General features: G+C 63.5%; 14 protein-coding genes and 1 pseudogene. 11 read left to right on the plus strand and 4 right to left on the minus strand.

Features of this window, described 5'->3' with window-relative positions:
• The first annotated feature begins 2 nt into the window (after window positions 1-2).
• Window positions 3-836, plus strand: a complete 834-nt coding sequence (locus FQ320_RS03615; RefSeq protein ID WP_187393760.1) for a serine protease — start codon at window positions 3-5, stop codon at window positions 834-836.
• 174 nt (window positions 837-1,010) lie between these two features.
• Window positions 1,011-1,475 (plus strand): Hsp20 family protein, encoded by a 465-nt coding sequence (locus FQ320_RS03620; protein WP_148470110.1) that lies wholly within the window; start codon window positions 1,011-1,013, stop codon window positions 1,473-1,475.
• A 63-nt stretch (window positions 1,476-1,538) separates the two neighbouring features.
• Here the strand turns inward: FQ320_RS03620 and FQ320_RS03625 are convergent, their stop codons facing one another.
• A complete protein-coding gene (locus FQ320_RS03625; RefSeq protein WP_255509355.1) occupies window positions 1,539-3,716 on the minus strand; it encodes a protein-disulfide reductase DsbD in 2,178 nt (725 codons plus the stop codon).
• 218 nt (window positions 3,717-3,934) lie between these two features.
• On the opposite strand from FQ320_RS03625, the gene FQ320_RS03630 reads away from it, so the two are divergent.
• On the plus strand, window positions 3,935-6,454 hold the full coding sequence (locus tag FQ320_RS03630; RefSeq protein WP_148470111.1) for a heavy metal translocating P-type ATPase: 2,520 nt from the start codon (window positions 3,935-3,937) through the stop codon (window positions 6,452-6,454).
• On the plus strand, window positions 6,451-6,861 hold the full coding sequence (gene cueR, locus FQ320_RS03635; protein ID WP_148470113.1) for a Cu(I)-responsive transcriptional regulator: 411 nt from the start codon (window positions 6,451-6,453) through the stop codon (window positions 6,859-6,861). Before FQ320_RS03630 ends, cueR begins: the two co-directional genes overlap by 4 nt.
• A 56-nt stretch (window positions 6,862-6,917) precedes the next feature.
• On the opposite strand, the gene FQ320_RS03640 is transcribed toward cueR, so the two are convergent.
• Window positions 6,918-8,843, minus strand: coding sequence for a VWA domain-containing protein (locus FQ320_RS03640; RefSeq protein ID WP_148470115.1), 1,926 nt, complete (start codon window positions 8,841-8,843; stop codon window positions 6,918-6,920).
• The gene (locus FQ320_RS03645; protein ID WP_148470117.1) at window positions 8,840-9,379 is read right to left on the minus strand and encodes an RNA polymerase sigma factor; all 540 of its coding nucleotides are present in this window, start codon (window positions 9,377-9,379) and stop codon (window positions 8,840-8,842) included. Before FQ320_RS03645 ends, FQ320_RS03640 begins: the two co-directional genes overlap by 4 nt.
• A gap of 176 nt (window positions 9,380-9,555) precedes the next feature.
• Here FQ320_RS03645 and FQ320_RS03650 point away from each other — a divergent pair, with 176 nt between their 5' ends.
• Window positions 9,556-9,792, plus strand: coding sequence for an Lrp/AsnC ligand binding domain-containing protein (locus FQ320_RS03650; protein ID WP_148470119.1), 237 nt, complete (start codon window positions 9,556-9,558; stop codon window positions 9,790-9,792).
• Between the two features lie 97 nt (window positions 9,793-9,889).
• On the opposite strand, the gene FQ320_RS03655 is transcribed toward FQ320_RS03650, so the two are convergent.
• Window positions 9,890-11,365, minus strand: coding sequence for an NAD-dependent succinate-semialdehyde dehydrogenase (locus FQ320_RS03655; RefSeq protein WP_148470121.1), 1,476 nt, complete (start codon window positions 11,363-11,365; stop codon window positions 9,890-9,892).
• Between the two features lie 238 nt (window positions 11,366-11,603).
• Between FQ320_RS03655 and FQ320_RS03660 the strand changes: the two are divergent.
• The 6 genes and pseudogenes from FQ320_RS03660 to FQ320_RS03685 all read left to right on the plus strand — a co-directional run.
• Window positions 11,604-11,876, plus strand: a pseudogene (locus tag FQ320_RS03660) (creatininase); the annotation flags it as partial.
• Window positions 11,877-11,948: 72 nt separating this feature from the next.
• The gene (locus FQ320_RS03665) at window positions 11,949-12,128 is read left to right on the plus strand and encodes a zinc-finger domain-containing protein (protein WP_148470123.1); all 180 of its coding nucleotides are present in this window, start codon (window positions 11,949-11,951) and stop codon (window positions 12,126-12,128) included.
• A complete protein-coding gene (locus tag FQ320_RS03670; RefSeq protein ID WP_148470125.1) occupies window positions 12,112-12,672 on the plus strand; it encodes a hypothetical protein in 561 nt (186 codons plus the stop codon). Before FQ320_RS03665 ends, FQ320_RS03670 begins: the two co-directional genes overlap by 17 nt.
• Window positions 12,673-12,775: 103 nt before the next feature.
• Window positions 12,776-15,568, plus strand: a complete 2,793-nt coding sequence (gene polA / locus FQ320_RS03675; RefSeq protein ID WP_148470127.1) for a DNA polymerase I — start codon at window positions 12,776-12,778, stop codon at window positions 15,566-15,568.
• A gap of 274 nt (window positions 15,569-15,842) precedes the next feature.
• Window positions 15,843-16,133: a hypothetical protein gene (locus tag FQ320_RS03680; RefSeq protein ID WP_148470129.1), complete on the plus strand. Its 291-nt coding sequence runs from the start codon at window positions 15,843-15,845 to the stop codon at window positions 16,131-16,133.
• Window positions 16,130-16,576, plus strand: a complete 447-nt coding sequence (locus FQ320_RS03685; RefSeq protein WP_148470131.1) for a hypothetical protein — start codon at window positions 16,130-16,132, stop codon at window positions 16,574-16,576. Before FQ320_RS03680 ends, FQ320_RS03685 begins: the two co-directional genes overlap by 4 nt.
• Window positions 16,577-16,642 lie beyond the last annotated feature (66 nt).

Consider the following 16,642-nt stretch of genomic DNA (forward strand, 5'->3'; position numbering starts at 1 on the left):
ACGTGAAACGCCGCTGTATCGCGCTGGCCCTGGGACTGCTCGCCCAGTGGCCGGCGCATCTTTCGGCGCAGGACAGCGGATTGAAACGTCTGACCCTGCGGTCCGAAGGGCTGGGATGGGAGGCGGTGGGTCGCGTCGATGTGGCCGGGCGTGGGTTTTGTTCCGGCGTGCTGATTGCAACCGATCTGGTGCTGACGGCGGGGCATTGCCTGCACGATCGCGCCACCGGCACGGCCCGCGATCCCGGCACGGTGAAGTTTCGCGCCGGATTGCGTGACGGGCTGGCGGTGGCCGAACGGAGCGTCGCGCGGGCGGTGGTGCATCCCTCCTATACCGATCCGGAGTCCAGCAGGACGACGCAGATCCGCTTTGATCTGGCGATCCTGCAATTGGCCGAGCCGATTCCGGCGGCCACTGCGGCGCCCTTTTCTGTAGAACCGATGCCCGGTATCGGGCGAGATGTGGCGGTTGTGTCTTATGCAAAGGGACGGGATGCTGCGCTGTCCTGGCAGCGCCGCTGTGCCGTTCTGGACAGCCGCGATCATCTGACCATGCTGACATGCGACGTGACCTTCGGCTCGTCCGGTGCTCCGGTCTTCGACATGTCGGGGCGGCGGGCGCGGATCGTTTCGATGATTTCGTCAGGGGGCGAACAGCGCGGGCGCAAGGTGGCCTTTGGCATGGATATTCCGCCAGTGCTGGCCGATCTCAAGGTGGCGCTGAATTCGGGGCGCGGGGTGATTGAATCCGCGCAAATTCCTGTGCGGCGGGTCACTCCACGGGCCGATCATTCGGCGTCGGGGGCGCGTTTCGTCAAGGCGCCGACCCGAGATTAGATCACCACGGATCTGCATCCGATTGTCGGGTCTCCGGGTCGGATGCCGGGCCTTGAAACCGCTTTTTCGCCTTCCTACCTAAGTGCTACCGGATGCCGATGATTGGGCCGGTAACCATCGGTCCGTCCTGTGTGGAGGGCCGGACAATGTTGTCGCTTTAGAAAAGGATGACCTATGCGAACCTTCGATCTTGCCCCCCTGTACCGCGCCACTGTCGGTTTCGACCAGATCGCCGATCTGATGGACCGGGTGCTGACCGACAATGTCGGCGCGCAAACCTATCCCCCCTATAACATCGAAAAGACCGCCGAAGACGGCTGGCGGATTTCGATTGCGACTGCCGGTTTCTCGGATGAGGATCTGAATGTTGAAGTGCGCGAACAGGCGCTGTTCGTCTCGGCGCGCAAGGCCGCTGACGAGGAAAAGCGCACCTATCTGCACCGTGGCATCGCCACCCGCGCGTTCGAGCGCCGGTTTCATCTGGCGGATCACGTCAAGGTAACAGGTGCGGCCCATGTCAACGGCATGTTGCACATCGATCTTGTGCGCGAGGTGCCAGAGGCGCTGAAGCCGCGGACCATCGCGATTGCCCGGGATCACTCGGCCGATGCGAAAACCGTCGAGCACGCCACAGCCTGATCGCCGTGCGATTGCAAATCCAAGGGCGCGCCACAGGGCGCGCCCTTTTCGTTTCTGCTCCGGTCAGGTCGCGCTGTCGGGCCCACCGCCGGCCCGGGTCAGCGCATCAAGCACCGCGTCGGTGGACAGCAATTCGGGCAGCGCGATCCCCTCGGGCGCGGCGGGGCCATAGACGATGTTGAACGGAATGCCGTAACGCCCGTTGGTTTCGAGATAACGCGCGATCACCGGGTCGGGGCGGGTCCAGTCGGCACGCATTGGCACGACGTCTGGCTGGGCAAGCGCCAGAGCCACGTCGCCCCGGCTGAGCACAAGCGCCTTGTTCGCTTTGCAGGTCAGGCACCAGTCGGCAGTCACATCGACAAAAACCGTGCGCCCTTCCGACACCAGCCGGGCGATCTCGGCACGTTCGAACGGCTGCCAGATCGTCTCGGTCCCGGCGATCTGGTCGGTTGCGCCGCCCGAGACGTCGCGTGGTGCCAAGGCAGGTACGACAAGCACCGCCGCAGCCATGATCACGGCCACCAGCGCGGCGCGGCCCGGCTTGTGCCGTACCACCAGCAAGGCGAGCGACCCCACCGCCAGAATTCCGATGGCAAGCGCCGCGGCCACAGGGCCAGCCACGGCGGCCAGGACCCAGATCAGCCAGGCGGCAGTCAGCGCCAGCAACCCGCCCAGCAGCCCGCGAACCGCCAGCATCCAGCGCCCGGGCCGGGGCAGGGAGCGGATCATCGCAGGCCGCGCCGCCACAACCAGATAAGGCAGCGCAAGCCCCAGCCCCAGCGCGCTGAACACCAGCACAATATCAACCGCACCGCCTGACAGGGCAAAGGCCACCGCCGTGCCCAGAAACGGCGCGGAACAGGGCGTGGCAAGCACGGCGGCGAAGGCACCCGTGGCAAAATCCCCGGCCAACCCCTTGCGCGACTCGCCCTTCGCCATCGCGGTTGTCCAGGACTGCGGCAAGGTGATTTCAAACAGTCCGAACAGGTTGGCGGCGAACAGCCCCAGCAGCGCGATCATCCCGGCCAGAAAGAATGGGTTCTGAAACTGCAATCCCCAGCCCACCGCTAACCCCAGCGATTTTGCACCAATTGTCGCGCCTGCCAGCAGCCACATGAAGGCCATCACCCCCAGCGCCGAAACCAGAAACCCGCTGCGCACCCGCGCCGATGACATGCCCTGTGATTGAATGGCCGAAGACAGCTTGATCGACAGAACCGGCAGAACGCAGGGCATGACGTTCAGGATCAGCCCACCCAGAAGCGCCACCAGCACGATCCACGCCCGTTCGCCCATGTCCGGCCCCGAAACGCTCATTTCGATGGGCGGCTCGGGCGCAACCGAGGCGCGCGAAAGATCGAAGGTCGCGGCGCGGGGGCCATCGGCGACGGTCACGGACAGCGGCGCTGTGTCGTCCCCGGCCAGCAGAGGCAACCGCGCCCAAAGCAGCCTGCCATCTTCGCCCAGCCGGATATCCGGCACACCGAATGCAGCGGTGCCCTGTTCGGGAAAGATGTCGGGTGCGGCAAACGGCGTGTCGCTGCGCAGGGTCACGGTCAGGGCCGTGTCATCCAGATGGGCGGTGCCCGGCTCGACTCCGGCGGTGCTTGCATCGGGCACCTGCGCTACCGCTGCGGCAATCAGCGTGGCGGAGGCCGTGTCGATGTCTGTGGTATTTCCCCCGCCCGAGTCCGAGCCGGTGCCTGCGGGCAGATCCAGTGACAGCTCAAGGGTTTTCGGAACGCAGATGTCGGAACAGATCAGCAGATTCAGTGTGCCGCGCAGCTCGGTAGGCGCACCCGGTTCGGCCAGCGCGATGCGCATGGGGAACACGACCTCTGAGGCATAGCCGAAATTCTCGATCCCGAAGGCGCGGAACCGGGTGGGCGTGGGCCAGAGAAACTCCACGTCGGCCACGTTTTGCGATCCATCCCAGTGGATTTCGGGTGGCAGGCCGACTTCGCCCGGGGACCGCCAATAGGTTTTCCAACCGTCGCCCAGCGTGACATGCAAACCCGCCGATACCGAAGCCGCACCGGGTGCGATGCCGTTCTCGGCGGTCAGCAGGCGGGCCGAGACGTTGGCATCTCCCACGCTTTCCGACTCAGCGGCCAGCACCGGCGCTATTCCCCCGAACAGGGCCAGAAAGAGACAGGCAAACGCCCATACCCGCGGCATTCCGGCGATAAAGGTTTGGGCCCGGGTCTGATGGCTGCGGATGCTTGGGGTATAAATCACGGTCGGTCCCTTTGCTTGGCGACGTGCTTGTGCGGTTACACATCCAATGCCCACGGCTCGAAAGGTCAAGCCATGCGGTCGGGACTCACCCCTTCGTGATGGTGAGTGTGACGATCTGAGGCCCGATTACAGGCGAGATGCAAAAGTTTCGCACAGCCCTTGACCTTCCAGTTACGGGAACCCTCATATCCCGAAGGAGCAACATTCCGGAGCCCGCCATGCCCACGACGCCCGCCACTACGATCACCATGAAAATCAGCGGCCTGAGCTGCGCATCCTGCGTCGGGCGGGCCGAACGCGCCATTGTCGCCGTTTCGGGGGTCGTCGGGGCGAACATCAACCTCGCCAGCGAAACCGCGCAGGTCGATCCCGGCAGCGTCGCGCCGGGCGAGATTGCCGATGCGTTGGACAAGGCCGGATACCCTGCCGAGATCACCGAGGCGCTGTTCGATATCGAGGAGATGCACTGTGCCTCCTGCGCCGGGCGGATCGAAACGGCGCTTTTGGCACTGCCGGGCGTGGTGGCGGCGACGGTCAACCCGGCGACGGAGACGGCCAGTGTGCGCTGGTTCGCCGGAGCCGTGACGCCAGAACAGATTGCCCAGGTATCGGGGGACGCCGGATATCCCGCCACGTTGCGCAGCGCGGCCTCGGCGATGGAAGATGATAGTGGGGCAGTTGACCGCTCGGCTGCGCTTGGGCGTGATGTGGCGATCGCCGCCGCGCTCACCCTGCCTGTGTTCGTGATGGAGATGGGCAGTCATTTCATCCCGGGCGTTCACGATCTGATCGCGGGCACCATCGGGATACGGGTTTCGTGGCTGATCCAATTCGCGTTGGTGACGCTGGTGATGGTCTGGCCGGGGCGGCGAATCCTGTTTGGCGGTGCGCGGTCCCTGCTGCGCGGTGCGCCCGATATGAACGCGCTTGTGGCGCTGGGCACATCGGCGGCCTGGATGTTTTCCACCGTTGCCCTGTTCGCGCCGGGCCTTCTGCCGGTCGGAACGCAGGCGGTCTATTACGAGGCGGCAGCGGTGATCATCACGCTGATCCTGCTGGGTCGCTGGCTGGAGCTGCGGGCCAAGGGGCGCACGGGTGCCGCCATCCGGGCCCTTGCAGGGTTGCAGCCGCGCACGGCAATGGTGCTGCGCGACGGTGCACTGGTTGAAACCGAAATCGCGCAGATCCGGCAGGGCGATCTGGTGCAGATCCGTCCGGGCGAAAGGATCGCAGTGGACGGCACGGTGACGGCGGGCGCATCCTTTGTCGACGAAAGTATGATCACCGGAGAAGCAGCGCCGGTTGAGCGCAGCGTCAGCGCTCCGGTGGTGGGTGGCACGGTCAACGGCACCGGCGCTCTGACGGTACGGGCAACGGCGGTGGGTGCTGACACGGTGCTGGCGTCGATTGTGCGGATGGTCGAACAGGCGCAGGGCGCGAAACTGCCGATTCAGGCGATGGTTGACCGGGTGGTGATGTGGTTTGTACCTGCGGTGATGGCGGTTGCTGCCGTGACCGTTGCGGTCTGGCTAATCTTTGGCCCCGCTCCGGCGTTGCCTTTCGCACTGGTGGCGGGCGTGTCTGTTCTGATCGTCGCCTGCCCCTGTGCCATGGGTCTGGCCACGCCGGTCTCGGTGATGGTCGGATCGGGGCGGGCGGCGCAGCTGGGTGTGCTGTTTCGCAAGGGCGACGCGCTGCAATCCCTCTCGGGTGTCAGTGTCATCGCCTTTGACAAGACCGGAACGCTGACCCAAGGGCGTCCGGAACTGACCGATTTCACACTGGCTGAGTCTGCGGTGGCTGGTGGGCAGGACCGCGATGGGGTGCTGGCCCGGATCGCGGCGGTTGAATCGCTGTCAGAACACCCGGTAGCGTCGGCAATCGTGCGGGCCGCTGCCGGACTGACCCTGCCAGCGGTTGACGGGTTCGATGCGATCAACGGCATGGGCGTGCGCGGGCAGGTCGATGGTCTTGATATCATCGTCGGCGCCGACCGGCTTATGGCACAAGAAGGCATCGAGATTGCCGATCTGGCACCTCTTGGACTGCGGATCGGCGAACGGGGGCGCACGCCCCTTTATGCCGCCATCGACGGGCGGGCGGTGGCGGTGCTTGGCGTGGCCGATCCGGTCAGACCGACCAGCCGCGCCGCGCTGGACGCGTTGCGCACCATGGGTCTGCGACTTGCGATGATCACCGGCGACAACCGTGCCACCGCACAGGCCATCGCGAATGATCTGGGCATATCTGAGGTCGAGGCCGAGGTCATGCCCGACGGCAAGGTTGCCGCGCTGGAGCGTCTGCGCGCCCATGGCACGCTGGCCTTTGTCGGTGACGGGATCAATGACGCGCCCGCCCTTGCCGCCGCCGATGTGGGGATCGCCGTGGGCACCGGCACGGATGTCGCCATTGAAACAGCGGATGTGGTGCTGATGTCGGGCGATCCGGTCGGTGTCGTGCGGGCCATCGCCGTCAGTCGCGCCACCATTCGCAACATCCGCCAAAACCTGTTCTGGGCTTTCGCCTATAACATCGCGCTGATTCCGGTGGCGGCTGGGGCGCTGTATCCGTTGACCGGCACCTTGTTGTCGCCGATGCTGGCCGCAGGGGCGATGGCACTGTCCAGCCTGTTCGTCCTGTCGAACGCACTGCGCCTGCGCCGTGCTGCGGACCCGGCTGCACCGAGCAGCGCCAAAGGCGCCAAACCCGCCCTGTTGGAAGAAAGAACGGCCCTGTGAACATCGGAGAAGTTTCGAAACGCGCCAAACTGCCAGCCAAGACGATCCGATACTATGAAGAGATCGGTCTGATCCTTCCGCAGCGCGAACCGAACGGTTACCGGGTGTTCCGCGCTTCGGAACTGCACAAGCTCGAGTTTGTCGGCCGGGCGCGGGCGATGGGATTCAGCATCGAAGAATGCCGCACCCTGCTGGCCCTGTGGGATGACCGGAACCGTGCGAGCGCTGATGTGCGGGCACTGGCCGCCCGGCATCTGGCGGTGATCGAGGCGCGGATGGATGATTTGCGGGCGATGCACGCCACCCTGTCGGATCTGGTCACCGCCTGCGCCGGCGACGACCGCCCCGATTGCCCGATCCTGTCGACGCTTGCTGCAGACGGTGCGCCGCCGGACCGGGAATTGTGATCCGCCCGGCAGGGGGCTGATCCTGCCGGGCGGAAATTGGTGTGGATGGTCGCGCGTCAGTTCTTCAGGCTTTGCGCCAACCGCATCAGGTTCACTGCCTCGCGGCGGTATCCGAACGGGTCGTCGCCCGTGCCCGACACCGCCAGCGCGATGGCGTCTTCCAGCGTCCAATCGCCCAGATAATCCGATCCGCGCAAAACCTGCCCGAACCCGGCGATCGCGGCGGCAAAACGTGCCTCATTGTCCGGGGCCGTCAGGGCGGTGGGCAGGACAATTTCGCTCAGGGTCGAGGTGTCGCTGCCGGGTGCCTTGGACCGCAGGCGCAGCAGGCCGATTTCATCGCTGTCACCCGTCGGGGTCAGAGCGCCATAACGAAGCGGATCACTCAGCACGGCAGGCGATCCGACCGGCGTGATCTCATACAGGGCGGTGACACTATGTCCGGCACCGATCTCGCCCGCGTCCACCTTGTCGTTGTTGAAATCCTCGCGCCGCAGAGCGCGGGTTTCATAGCCGATCAGACGGTATTCAGCGACGGTCGCGGGGTTGAACTCGACCTGTATCTTGACGTCATCGGCAATCGGAAACAGCGCGCCGGTCAACTGGTCCACCAGCACTTTCTGCGCCTCGGCCAGAGTGTCAATATAGGCGGCCTGCCCGTTGCCGCTCTGGGCCAGCGCCTGCATCGTTGCATCGTCCAGATTGCCCCGACCAAAACCCAGAACCGACAGATAGGTGCCACTGTCACGCTTGTCGGCGATAAAGCGTTCCAGCGCCTTGGGATCGGCCAGCCCGACATTGAAATCACCATCGGTGGCCAGCAGGATGCGGCTGACATCGCCGTTTTGCGCCATGGATGCGGCAGTGGCATAGGCCTGTTGCAGCCCGGCCTGCCCCGCCGTCGATCCGCCTGCCTCAAGCCGGTCAAGCGCGGCCATGATGGTGGCGCGGTCGCTGGCCGGGGTCGGGTCAAGCACCTGACCGGCAGACCCGGCATAGGTGACGATCGCCACCTCGTCCTCGGGGCGCAACTGACCCAGCATCAGGCGGAATGACTGTTTCAGCAGGCCCAGCCGGTCGGCCCCCTGCATCGATCCCGACGTGTCGATCAGGAACACCAGATTCAACGGCGGGCGATCGGCGATGGCGGGCAAGGCTCCTTGCAATCCGATGCGCAGCAGCCGCGTGTCGGGGTTCCACGGGGTTTCCATCAGGCTGACCGTGGGGCGAAAGGCGGTCCCATCATCGGGGGCTGGATAGGCATAGGGGAAGTAATTGATCATCTCTTCCACCCGCACCGCTTCGGGCGGAGGCAGGACTCCGGACAAAATCGAGGACCGCACAACACCATAGCTCGCAGTGTCTACATCAATGGAGAAAGTCGAAACCGGGGTTTCCGAGGTGATTTTAACCGGGTTCGGATCGGCATTGGCAAAGGCTTCGGTGTCGGCTTCGGGCTGAACCACGGGCGCGTCGGCGGACATGGCGCCGACAGCGCGCGCACCTGCCTTGCTGTGCAACGCCTCGCGTTGCGCCGGAGGGGCGGTGACGCGTGAGGGCAAGGGCGCAAAGGTCATGTCGGCGGACCCTTCGCCTGCCGCTGTGGAGTCGGGCGCAACCGCATAAGGTGCGGCGGCGCGTTCTCTCATTGGTGGCGCGGCGGCCTCGTCCTGTGGTGCGGGGCTGGGCAACAGCAGGGCGCGGGTATCGGGCAGGGCGACAAAGACGACGCAGGCGACAAGCGCTGTCGTCGCGGTGAGCGCGCGCGGGGTGGCAAGGGTGGCAAACATCTGGCGTACTCCGGTCATGATCCCCGCCCATCTCTTTGGGCGGTCAGAACTATGACGCGGCGGTGTGGCCGATCCTTGGTGGCGGGCAAAGATTTCCTGTGCCCGGGCCAGATTTTCGGCACGTCGGGTGGAATCGGACGGCGGAGTGGCGGCGTCCATGGCAGATTTCAGATCGTCCAGCGGATCATTCATGTGGTGGTCTCCTGCTCTGCCATGGCGCGCAGACGCTTTCGCACTTCGGACAAGCGCCAGCTGACCGTGCCTTCGGAAATCCCAAGCACCGCGGCAGCCTCGCCATGGGTCAGGTCATCGCCCAGCGTCAGCGCCAGAGTGTCGCGCAGATCGTCAGGCAGGGCGGCCATCGCACCGCTCAGCCAGTCCTGCCTTGCGGCGCCCTGGGCGATATCCGCTTGCCGTGCCACCTCCCAGTCTCCCCAACCGGTGGCGGCTTTTGCATGGCTGGAGGCGCGTCGGCGTCTGTCATGCGCAGCATTCACCGCAACCCGGTAAAGCCAGGTGGAAAACTGCGCATCGCCCCGGAACCCGGGCAGTTTCGCGGGCAAGGACAGACAGATATCCTGGGTCAAATCCTCGGCCTGATCGCGGGCACCGGTCAGCCGGAAGCACAGGCCGAACAGCCTGTCATAACTTCGTTCCAGCAATGCGGCAAAAGCGGCGCTGTCGCCGCCCGCAGCGGCCATCGCCAGGGCATGATCAGATGTGTTCATTCGCATGACAGTCGTTTGACGCAGGGGGGCGGTCAATCCTTGGCGGGTCGGCACAAAAATCTCTCAGAGATTTTTCCTGAGAAAATCCAGATTTTCTCGGGGACTACCGCAACGGCAGTGCATTGACCCCGGCGCGGACCTGACGGTACTGGTAATGCCAGCAAGGAGTCCGTGCCATGGAATGTGTATTCGTTCAGATCAGATGCGTGCCGGGGGAAACTTACCGCGTGGCGGATGAGATCGTGTTGCGCGAACTGCAGTCGGAACTCTATTCGACCAGCGGCGAATTCGACCTTCTGGTGAAGATGTATATTTCCGGCGATCAGGATATTGGGCTGTTCATCAACGACAACCTGCGCACCATCAAGGGCGTGGAGCGGACGCTGACAACGCTGACGTTCAAGGCATTCTGAACCGGCTTCGCAATCCCTGTGCTCTGGCGGGAAACCCCGTCACGCAACGGCACCCGGTATCGCCGCGCCAGCCCGAAGGTGGCGCGGCAAGGATTGATTACACCGACAGGCAGATGTACTTCATCTCAAGGTAATCATCGATCCCGTGGTGGCTGCCTTCGCGGCCCAGTCCCGACTGTTTGACCCCACCGAACGGCGCGACCTCGGTGCTGATGATTCCGGTGTTCACGCCGACGATGCCGTATTCCAGCGCCTCGGCCACCTTATAGACGTTGGACAGGTCCTTGGCATAGAAATAGGCGGCCAGGCCAAAGATCGTGTCGTTGGCCATCTCGATCACCTCATCCACGCTGTCGAACTTGAACAGCGGGGCCAGTGGGCCAAAGGTTTCATCGGTCGCAACGGCCATGTCCTGTGTCACACCGGTCAGGATGGTGGGTTCAAAGAACGTCCCGCCAAGCGCATGGGGATTGCCGCCGGTCAGGATCGACGCGCCCTTGTCGGTGGCATCCTTGATGTGGCTTTTCACCTTTGCGACCGCATCCGTATCAATCAGCGGCCCGAGGTCCGCGCCGTCCAGACCATCGCCGACCTTTTTCTGTGCCAGTGCCGCCGCCAGTTTTTTGGCGAAGGTGTCATAGACGCCAGCCTGAACATAAATCCGGTTGGCGCAGACGCAGGTCTGACCATTATTGCGGAACTTGGACATCATCGCGCCCTCGACGGCCGCATCCAGATCGGCATCGTCGAAGACGATGAAGGGGGCGTTGCCGCCAAGCTCCATCGAGCATTTCATCACTTGTTCGGCGGCCTGTGCGAGCAGGATGCGCCCGACTTCGGTCGATCCGGTGAAGGTCAGCTTGCGCACGGTGGGGTTCTCGCAGAACTCCTTGCCGATGGCCGAGCTGGATTTCGACGGGATGATCGACAGAACACCTTTGGGCAGCCCGGCACGGTCAGCCAGAACACCCAGCGCCAGTGCTGACAGCGGGGTCAGGCTGGGCGGACGCACGATCATCGAACAACCCGCGGCCAGCGCCGGTGCCACCTTGCGGGTGATCATCGCGTTGGGAAAGTTCCAGGGCGTGATCGCCGCACAGACGCCGATCGGCTGTTTCAGCACCATGATCCGCTTGTCGGGCTGGTGGCCCGGAATCGTTTCGCCATAGACGCGCTTTGCCTCTTCGGCGAACCATTCGATAAAGCTGGCACCATACAGGATCTCGCCCTTCGCCTCGGCCAGAGGTTTGCCCTGTTCCGCCGTCAGGATCATCGCCAGATCGTCGGCATTTTCGATCATCAGGTCGTGCCATTTGCGCAGGATGTTTGAGCGATCCTTGGCCGTTCTCGCGGCCCATGGTTTCTGTGCGATGCGGGCCTTTTCGATGGCATCGGCGCACATGGCGCGGTCCAGATCGGCGACCGAGGCAATCACGTCACCGCGCGCCGGGTTGGTCACGTCGAATGTTTTGCCGCCGGGGCCGTCGACCCAGTCTCCGGCCAGATACCCCTTGGTCACCAACAGGCCCGGATCTTTCAGCATGTTGGCAAGGTTCGTTGTGGAATCGAGCATCGCGTCACTCCCTTATCGGTGAAATCCTTTGGCGCGCACAATTCCAGCGCCCCGCCCGGATGTCCAGCCATAACGGGGCGGCGGTGAGAGCTGCACCCGGCGATTCCCCGCCCGTCCATGCGTCGGGTTAGCCGGCACCTTCGGCCCGGCGTTGCATCCCGGATCAGCTGTCAAAGGCTGCCAGCGCCTTGAAATTCATCATCTTCATGTGCGGAATCATGACCACCCTTTCGCCTGCCGGTCCCTGCTGAAATACCGCAGTTTCGGCTATGACCACTCGTTCGGCATCCTGTCCCATTACTATGGCCGCGAGGCGGGGCTGGAACTGCGCGAGGATATCGATACCGTGCTGAAATCCGGCATGACTGTCAGCATGGAGCCGATGTTGACCCAGCCCGCCGGCATGCCGGGTGCGGGTGGATACCGCGAACCTGATATTCTGTTGATCGGCGAGGCGGGGTCCGAAAACATTACCGGCTATCCCAATGGGCCGGGGTTCAACCTGGTGTGACAGTCGCACCTTGAAGGCGGGTGTGGGGGTGGTATCATGCACCCCTATATTTCGCACATGAAAGGTACACCGATGACCATGGACGCCCCCGAGACCGAGGTGGTGACTTCGCGCCGCGTGGCCTGTGACGGTGGCGGGGTCGCGCTGGGACATCCCCGGGTGTGGCTGCAGATCCCGGTCGAAACCGGCTGGGTCGAATGCGGGTATTGTGACAAACGCTATGTTTTTCAGGGTGATGACCACGATCATTGAACGCCTGCGGCTTTGGCCGCTTGTGCTGCTGGTGGCGCTGTTGGTGCCGCTGGCCGCGCTGGCGGACACGCCGCGTCAGGGGTTGATGTGGAACCGGTCGGGCCTGCCCGCAGTGTTCCCGCTGATCCTGAAGACTTCGCCGGGTCAGGATTATCTCGTGGTCCTGCGCCGCGTCGATGACGGTACCGCCGTTCTGGCGGCGTTTGCCCGGGGCGGCGCGTTCTTTCGCGTTCTGGTGCCACCGGGCACTTTCCAAGTGTCCATCCGTCGCGGGGTCGGCTGGCAGGACGAGGATCAGGTGTTCGGACCGGACACCGAGGATGTATCACCCAAGGTTCCCCTGACTTTCGCGGTGCGCGGGCTGCGCACGAAGGTTGGCCATATCATTGACCTGCGCGGCGACGCTCAGGGCGTTTTGGCCGCGGTCAGTGGCGCCATGATCTGCCAGCGTTGGGAAAGGGTGTGGCGCCCCGAAGATCTGCTCGACAATCCGCTGGATCGCCCGCCGCCCCTGTATCGCCTGCGCGAGGTTCAGTGCGGCTGATCCTGTCCGGGGCAATTTGCGCCCCCATCCGGGATGGTCCTGTCCCGGAGAATCTGGCAAGACGAACCCCGACACAACGACCCGGCACCACGAAAGGCGCACAATGGCAGACACATTCGGCAAGGGCCATCATCTGAGCCTCGTCGACGGATCGGCGTTCATCTTTCGCGCCTATCACGCTTTGCCGCCGCTGACCCGGGCCTCGGACGGTCTGCCGGTGGGGGCGGTCAGCGGCTTCGTCAACATGATCTGGAAGATGATCGAGGACAATCGCGGCCCCGACGCCCCGACACATGCCGCCGTGGTGTTCGACAAGGGTTCGCATACGTTCAGAAACGACATGTACGATCTTTACAAGGCGAACCGCGAAGAAATGCCGCAGGATCTGCGTCCACAGATCCCGCTGACCCGCGAAGCCACCCGCGCCTTCAACCTCGCCTGTCTTGAGCAGGAGGGATTCGAGGCCGACGATATCATCGCCACCCTGGCCTGCCGCGCCCGCGAGGCCGGGGGGCGGGTGACAATCATCAGTTCCGACAAGGATCTGATGCAACTGGTCGGCGATGGCGTGGTGATGTTCGACGCAATGAAGAACGCCACGATTGACCGTGAAGGTGTGCTGGCCAAGTTCGGGGTTTATCCTGAACGGGTTGTCGATGTTCAGGCGCTGGCCGGCGATTCGGTTGACAATGTGCCGGGCGCTCCGGGGATCGGCATCAAGACCGCCGCCCTGCTGATCAACGAATTCGGCGATCTGGATACGCTTTTGGGCCGCGCGGCAGAGATCAAACAGCCCAAGCGCCGCCAGACCCTGATCGACCATGCCGATCAGATCCGTCTGAGCAAGCGTCTGGTGCAGCTCGATTGCGAAATGGTGCTGGATTACAGCCTCGACTCGCTTGAGGTGAAACCGCCCGTGGTCGACGATCTGCTGGGGTTTCTGGGGGTGATGGAGTTCCGGACCGTGACGAAACGGGTGGCCGATGCCTTGGGAGCAGCGGTTCCGGCGATCCCTGAAGCCGTGGTCGAGGAGACGGCACAGGATGCGATACCCTTTGACCACGCAGGATATGAATGGGTGCGTGACGCCGACCGGTTGCAGGTCTGGATCGATCGCGCCCGCGCCCGCGGCTGGGTGGCTGTCGATACGGAAACCACCGGGCTTGATGACATGGTCGTCGATCTGGTTGGGGTCTGTCTGGCGGTCGAGCCGGGACAGGCCTGTTATGTGCCCCTGACCCACCGGGCGGCGGGCACGGATGATCTGTTCGGCTCGGATGATCTGGCCGAAGGGCAGATGCCGCTGGACGACGCCATCGCGATGCTGAAGCCGCTTCTGGAAGATCCCGCCGTGATCAAGATCGGCCAGAACATGAAATACGATTCCAAGATCCTGTCGCGCTATGGCATCAACATTGCACCGATCGATGACACGATGCTGATGTCCTATGCGATGCACGCCGGTCTGCACAATCACGGCATGGACGCGCTGTCGGAACGGTATCTCGGCCATGCGCCGATCCCGATCAAGACCCTGCTTGGATCTGGCAAATCGATGATCACCTTTGATCGTGTTCCGGTCGAAGAGGCGGTGAAATACGCCGCCGAGGACGCGGATATCACTCTGCGCCTGTGGCAGTTGTTCAAGCCGCAACTGCACCGCACCCGGGTCACGACGGTCTATGAAACTCTGGAACGTCCGCTGGTGCCGGTGCTGGCGCAGATGGAGCGGCACGGCATCAAGGTCGACCGCGACACGCTTTCGCGGATGTCCAACGCCTTCGCGCAAAAGATGGCAGGGCTGGAGGCCGAAATTCACGAGTTGGCCGGGGGGCCGTTCAATGTCGGATCGCCGAAACAACTGGGCGAAATCCTGTTCGACCGGATGGAGCTGCCCGGCGGCAAGAAGGGCAAGACCGGCGCCTATGCCACGGGTGCCGATGTGCTTGAGGATCTGGCGACCGAACATGATCTGCCCGGTCGCGTTCTGGACTGGCGGCAGCTGGCCAAGCTGAAATCGACCTATACCGATGCGTTGCAGGACCATATCAACCGCGACACCGGGCGGGTCCACACCAGCTATTCCATCGCGGGCGCCAGCACCGGGCGGCTGGCCTCGACCGATCCGAACCTGCAAAACATCCCGGTGCGCAGCGACGAGGGGCGGCGCATCCGCGAGGCGTTTGTGGCCGACAAGGGCAATGTTCTGGTCAGCCTCGACTATTCCCAGATCGAGTTGCGCATTCTGGCCCATATCGCCGGGATCGAGACGCTGAAACAGGCGTTCCGTGACGGGCAGGACATCCATGCGCTGACGGCGGCAGAAATGTTCGGCGTGCCGCTTGAAGGGATGGACCCGATGGTGCGCCGGCAGGCCAAGGCGATCAACTTTGGCGTGATCTATGGCATCTCGGGCTTCGGTCTGGCGCGCAACCTGCGAATTCCGCGTGATCAGGCGCAGGGGTTCATCGATCGGTATTTCGAGCGGTTTCCAGAGATCCGCGATTATATGGATGCCACCGTGGCCTTTGCCAAGGAAAACGGTTTCGTGCAGACCCTGTTCGGACGCAGGATCAACACACCCGAAATCAACGCGCGCGGGCCCCATGCCGGGTTCGCCAAACGCGCGGCGATCAACGCACCGATTCAGGGCACGGCGGCCGATGTGATCCGCCGGGCGATGATCCGTATGCCGACGGCAATTGATGGTTTGCCCGCCAGGATGCTGTTGCAGGTCCACGACGAACTGCTGTTCGAGGTCGAGGCAAGCGCAGCGGATGATCTGATCGCCATTGCCCGTGGTGTCATGGAAGGCGCCGCCAGCCCGGCGGTGCATATGGACGTGGCGCTGACGGTGGACGCAGGCCAAGGCGACAACTGGGCCGCTGCCCATTGAGCGGCGCAAAATTCCGAAACGGAATTTTATTGAGAAAATCTGGATTTTCTCGGGTCCCGCACTGGATGATGGCGTTGATGCCCAAATCTTCCGTCAGCCGGGTGAAATGGCCGTGAAGGGCCGCTTTCGATTTTGCGGTGCCGGGGTTACATGATCCGGGGTTTCGGAACCGAAGCGTCCCGCGCTGCATCCGGCCCATCCCACAATCGCGGGACATAGTGTTCGCCCGTATGTCCGTCGCTGCAATCCCGCCAGCCACAGGATCGCGTCGCGCATGACTGCCAAAGACAGCAGGTTGCCGTCCGCGCCCTTGCGATCGACGGCGGGGGGGCAGCAGATCAGTGTCTGCCGCCGCCCGGCGGGTGTGACCAACCATTTCGCGCGTCTCTTCGTACCCATCATGGCAGTCAGCGACGACGACGGTTTCATCGCTTTGGTCAAGCCGATTGGCGCGACGCTGAACGATGCGGTTGACCGCTGCATGACTTGCCAGCCGGAACATCTGATCATGGGAATGTCGGCGCTGATGTTCTGGGATGGACGCGATGACAGCGAAAGGCGATGAATGAATTGTCCGATTACTGCGGTGTCAGGGTATCGGCGGGTTCGTTCGCCTGCGAGGCTGCGCTGAACACCACGCGGGCCAAGCGGATAGCGGTCATATCGCCGTATTTTCCAATTTCTGATGTGAATGTGACGCGGTTCTTTCAGGACTGCGGGTTTGACGTTGCAAAATTTCGCGGCCTGAAACGCAATTCGCCCGTGGCCATCGCGCAGGTGCGACCCGACACGCTGCGCGCGCATCTCGAAGAAATGGACGACGATACCATCGACGCCTTCGTTCAGGTGGGAACCAACCTGCCCATGGTCGCGCTGTGCCGCGAACTTGAGGCTGAGCGGGGCAAGCCATTCATTGCGATCAACGCCGCAACCTATTGGCACGCGCTGCGGGCCATGGGCATCGACGATCAATTCCCGGGCCATGGCCCGTTGTTCGAACGACACTGATCAATCTGGTCGGAATCGCGCTGGGCGCGGTTCTGTGGTTGGATGAACGTCGAGGTTTGGTGACGG

The sequence above is a fragment of the Oceaniovalibus sp. ACAM 378 genome (assembly GCF_008085915.1).
GTDB lineage: Bacteria > Pseudomonadota > Alphaproteobacteria > Rhodobacterales > Rhodobacteraceae > Oceaniglobus.

Bases quoted from the DNA above. Each gene is read 5' to 3' on its own strand.
- FQ320_RS03630 (WP_148470111.1), top strand. From the start codon at position 3,935: ATGCCCACGACGCCCGCCACTACGATCACCATGAAAATCAGCGGCCTG.
- polA (WP_148470127.1), top strand. From the start codon at position 12,776: ATGGCAGACACATTCGGCAAGGGCCATCATCTGAGCCTCGTCGACGGA.
- FQ320_RS03685 (WP_148470131.1), top strand. From the start codon at position 16,130: ATGAATGAATTGTCCGATTACTGCGGTGTCAGGGTATCGGCGGGTTCG.
- FQ320_RS03680 (WP_148470129.1), top strand. From the start codon at position 15,843: ATGACTGCCAAAGACAGCAGGTTGCCGTCCGCGCCCTTGCGATCGACG.
- FQ320_RS03650 (WP_148470119.1), top strand. From the start codon at position 9,556: ATGGAATGTGTATTCGTTCAGATCAGATGCGTGCCGGGGGAAACTTAC.
- FQ320_RS03645 (WP_148470117.1), bottom strand. From the start codon at position 9,379: ATGAACACATCTGATCATGCCCTGGCGATGGCCGCTGCGGGCGGCGAC.
- FQ320_RS03665 (WP_148470123.1), top strand. From the start codon at position 11,949: ATGACCATGGACGCCCCCGAGACCGAGGTGGTGACTTCGCGCCGCGTG.
- FQ320_RS03620 (WP_148470110.1), top strand. From the start codon at position 1,011: ATGCGAACCTTCGATCTTGCCCCCCTGTACCGCGCCACTGTCGGTTTC.
- FQ320_RS03655 (WP_148470121.1), bottom strand. From the start codon at position 11,365: ATGCTCGATTCCACAACGAACCTTGCCAACATGCTGAAAGATCCGGGC.
- FQ320_RS03640 (WP_148470115.1), bottom strand. From the start codon at position 8,843: ATGAATGATCCGCTGGACGATCTGAAATCTGCCATGGACGCCGCCACT.
- FQ320_RS03670 (WP_148470125.1), top strand. From the start codon at position 12,112: ATGACCACGATCATTGAACGCCTGCGGCTTTGGCCGCTTGTGCTGCTG.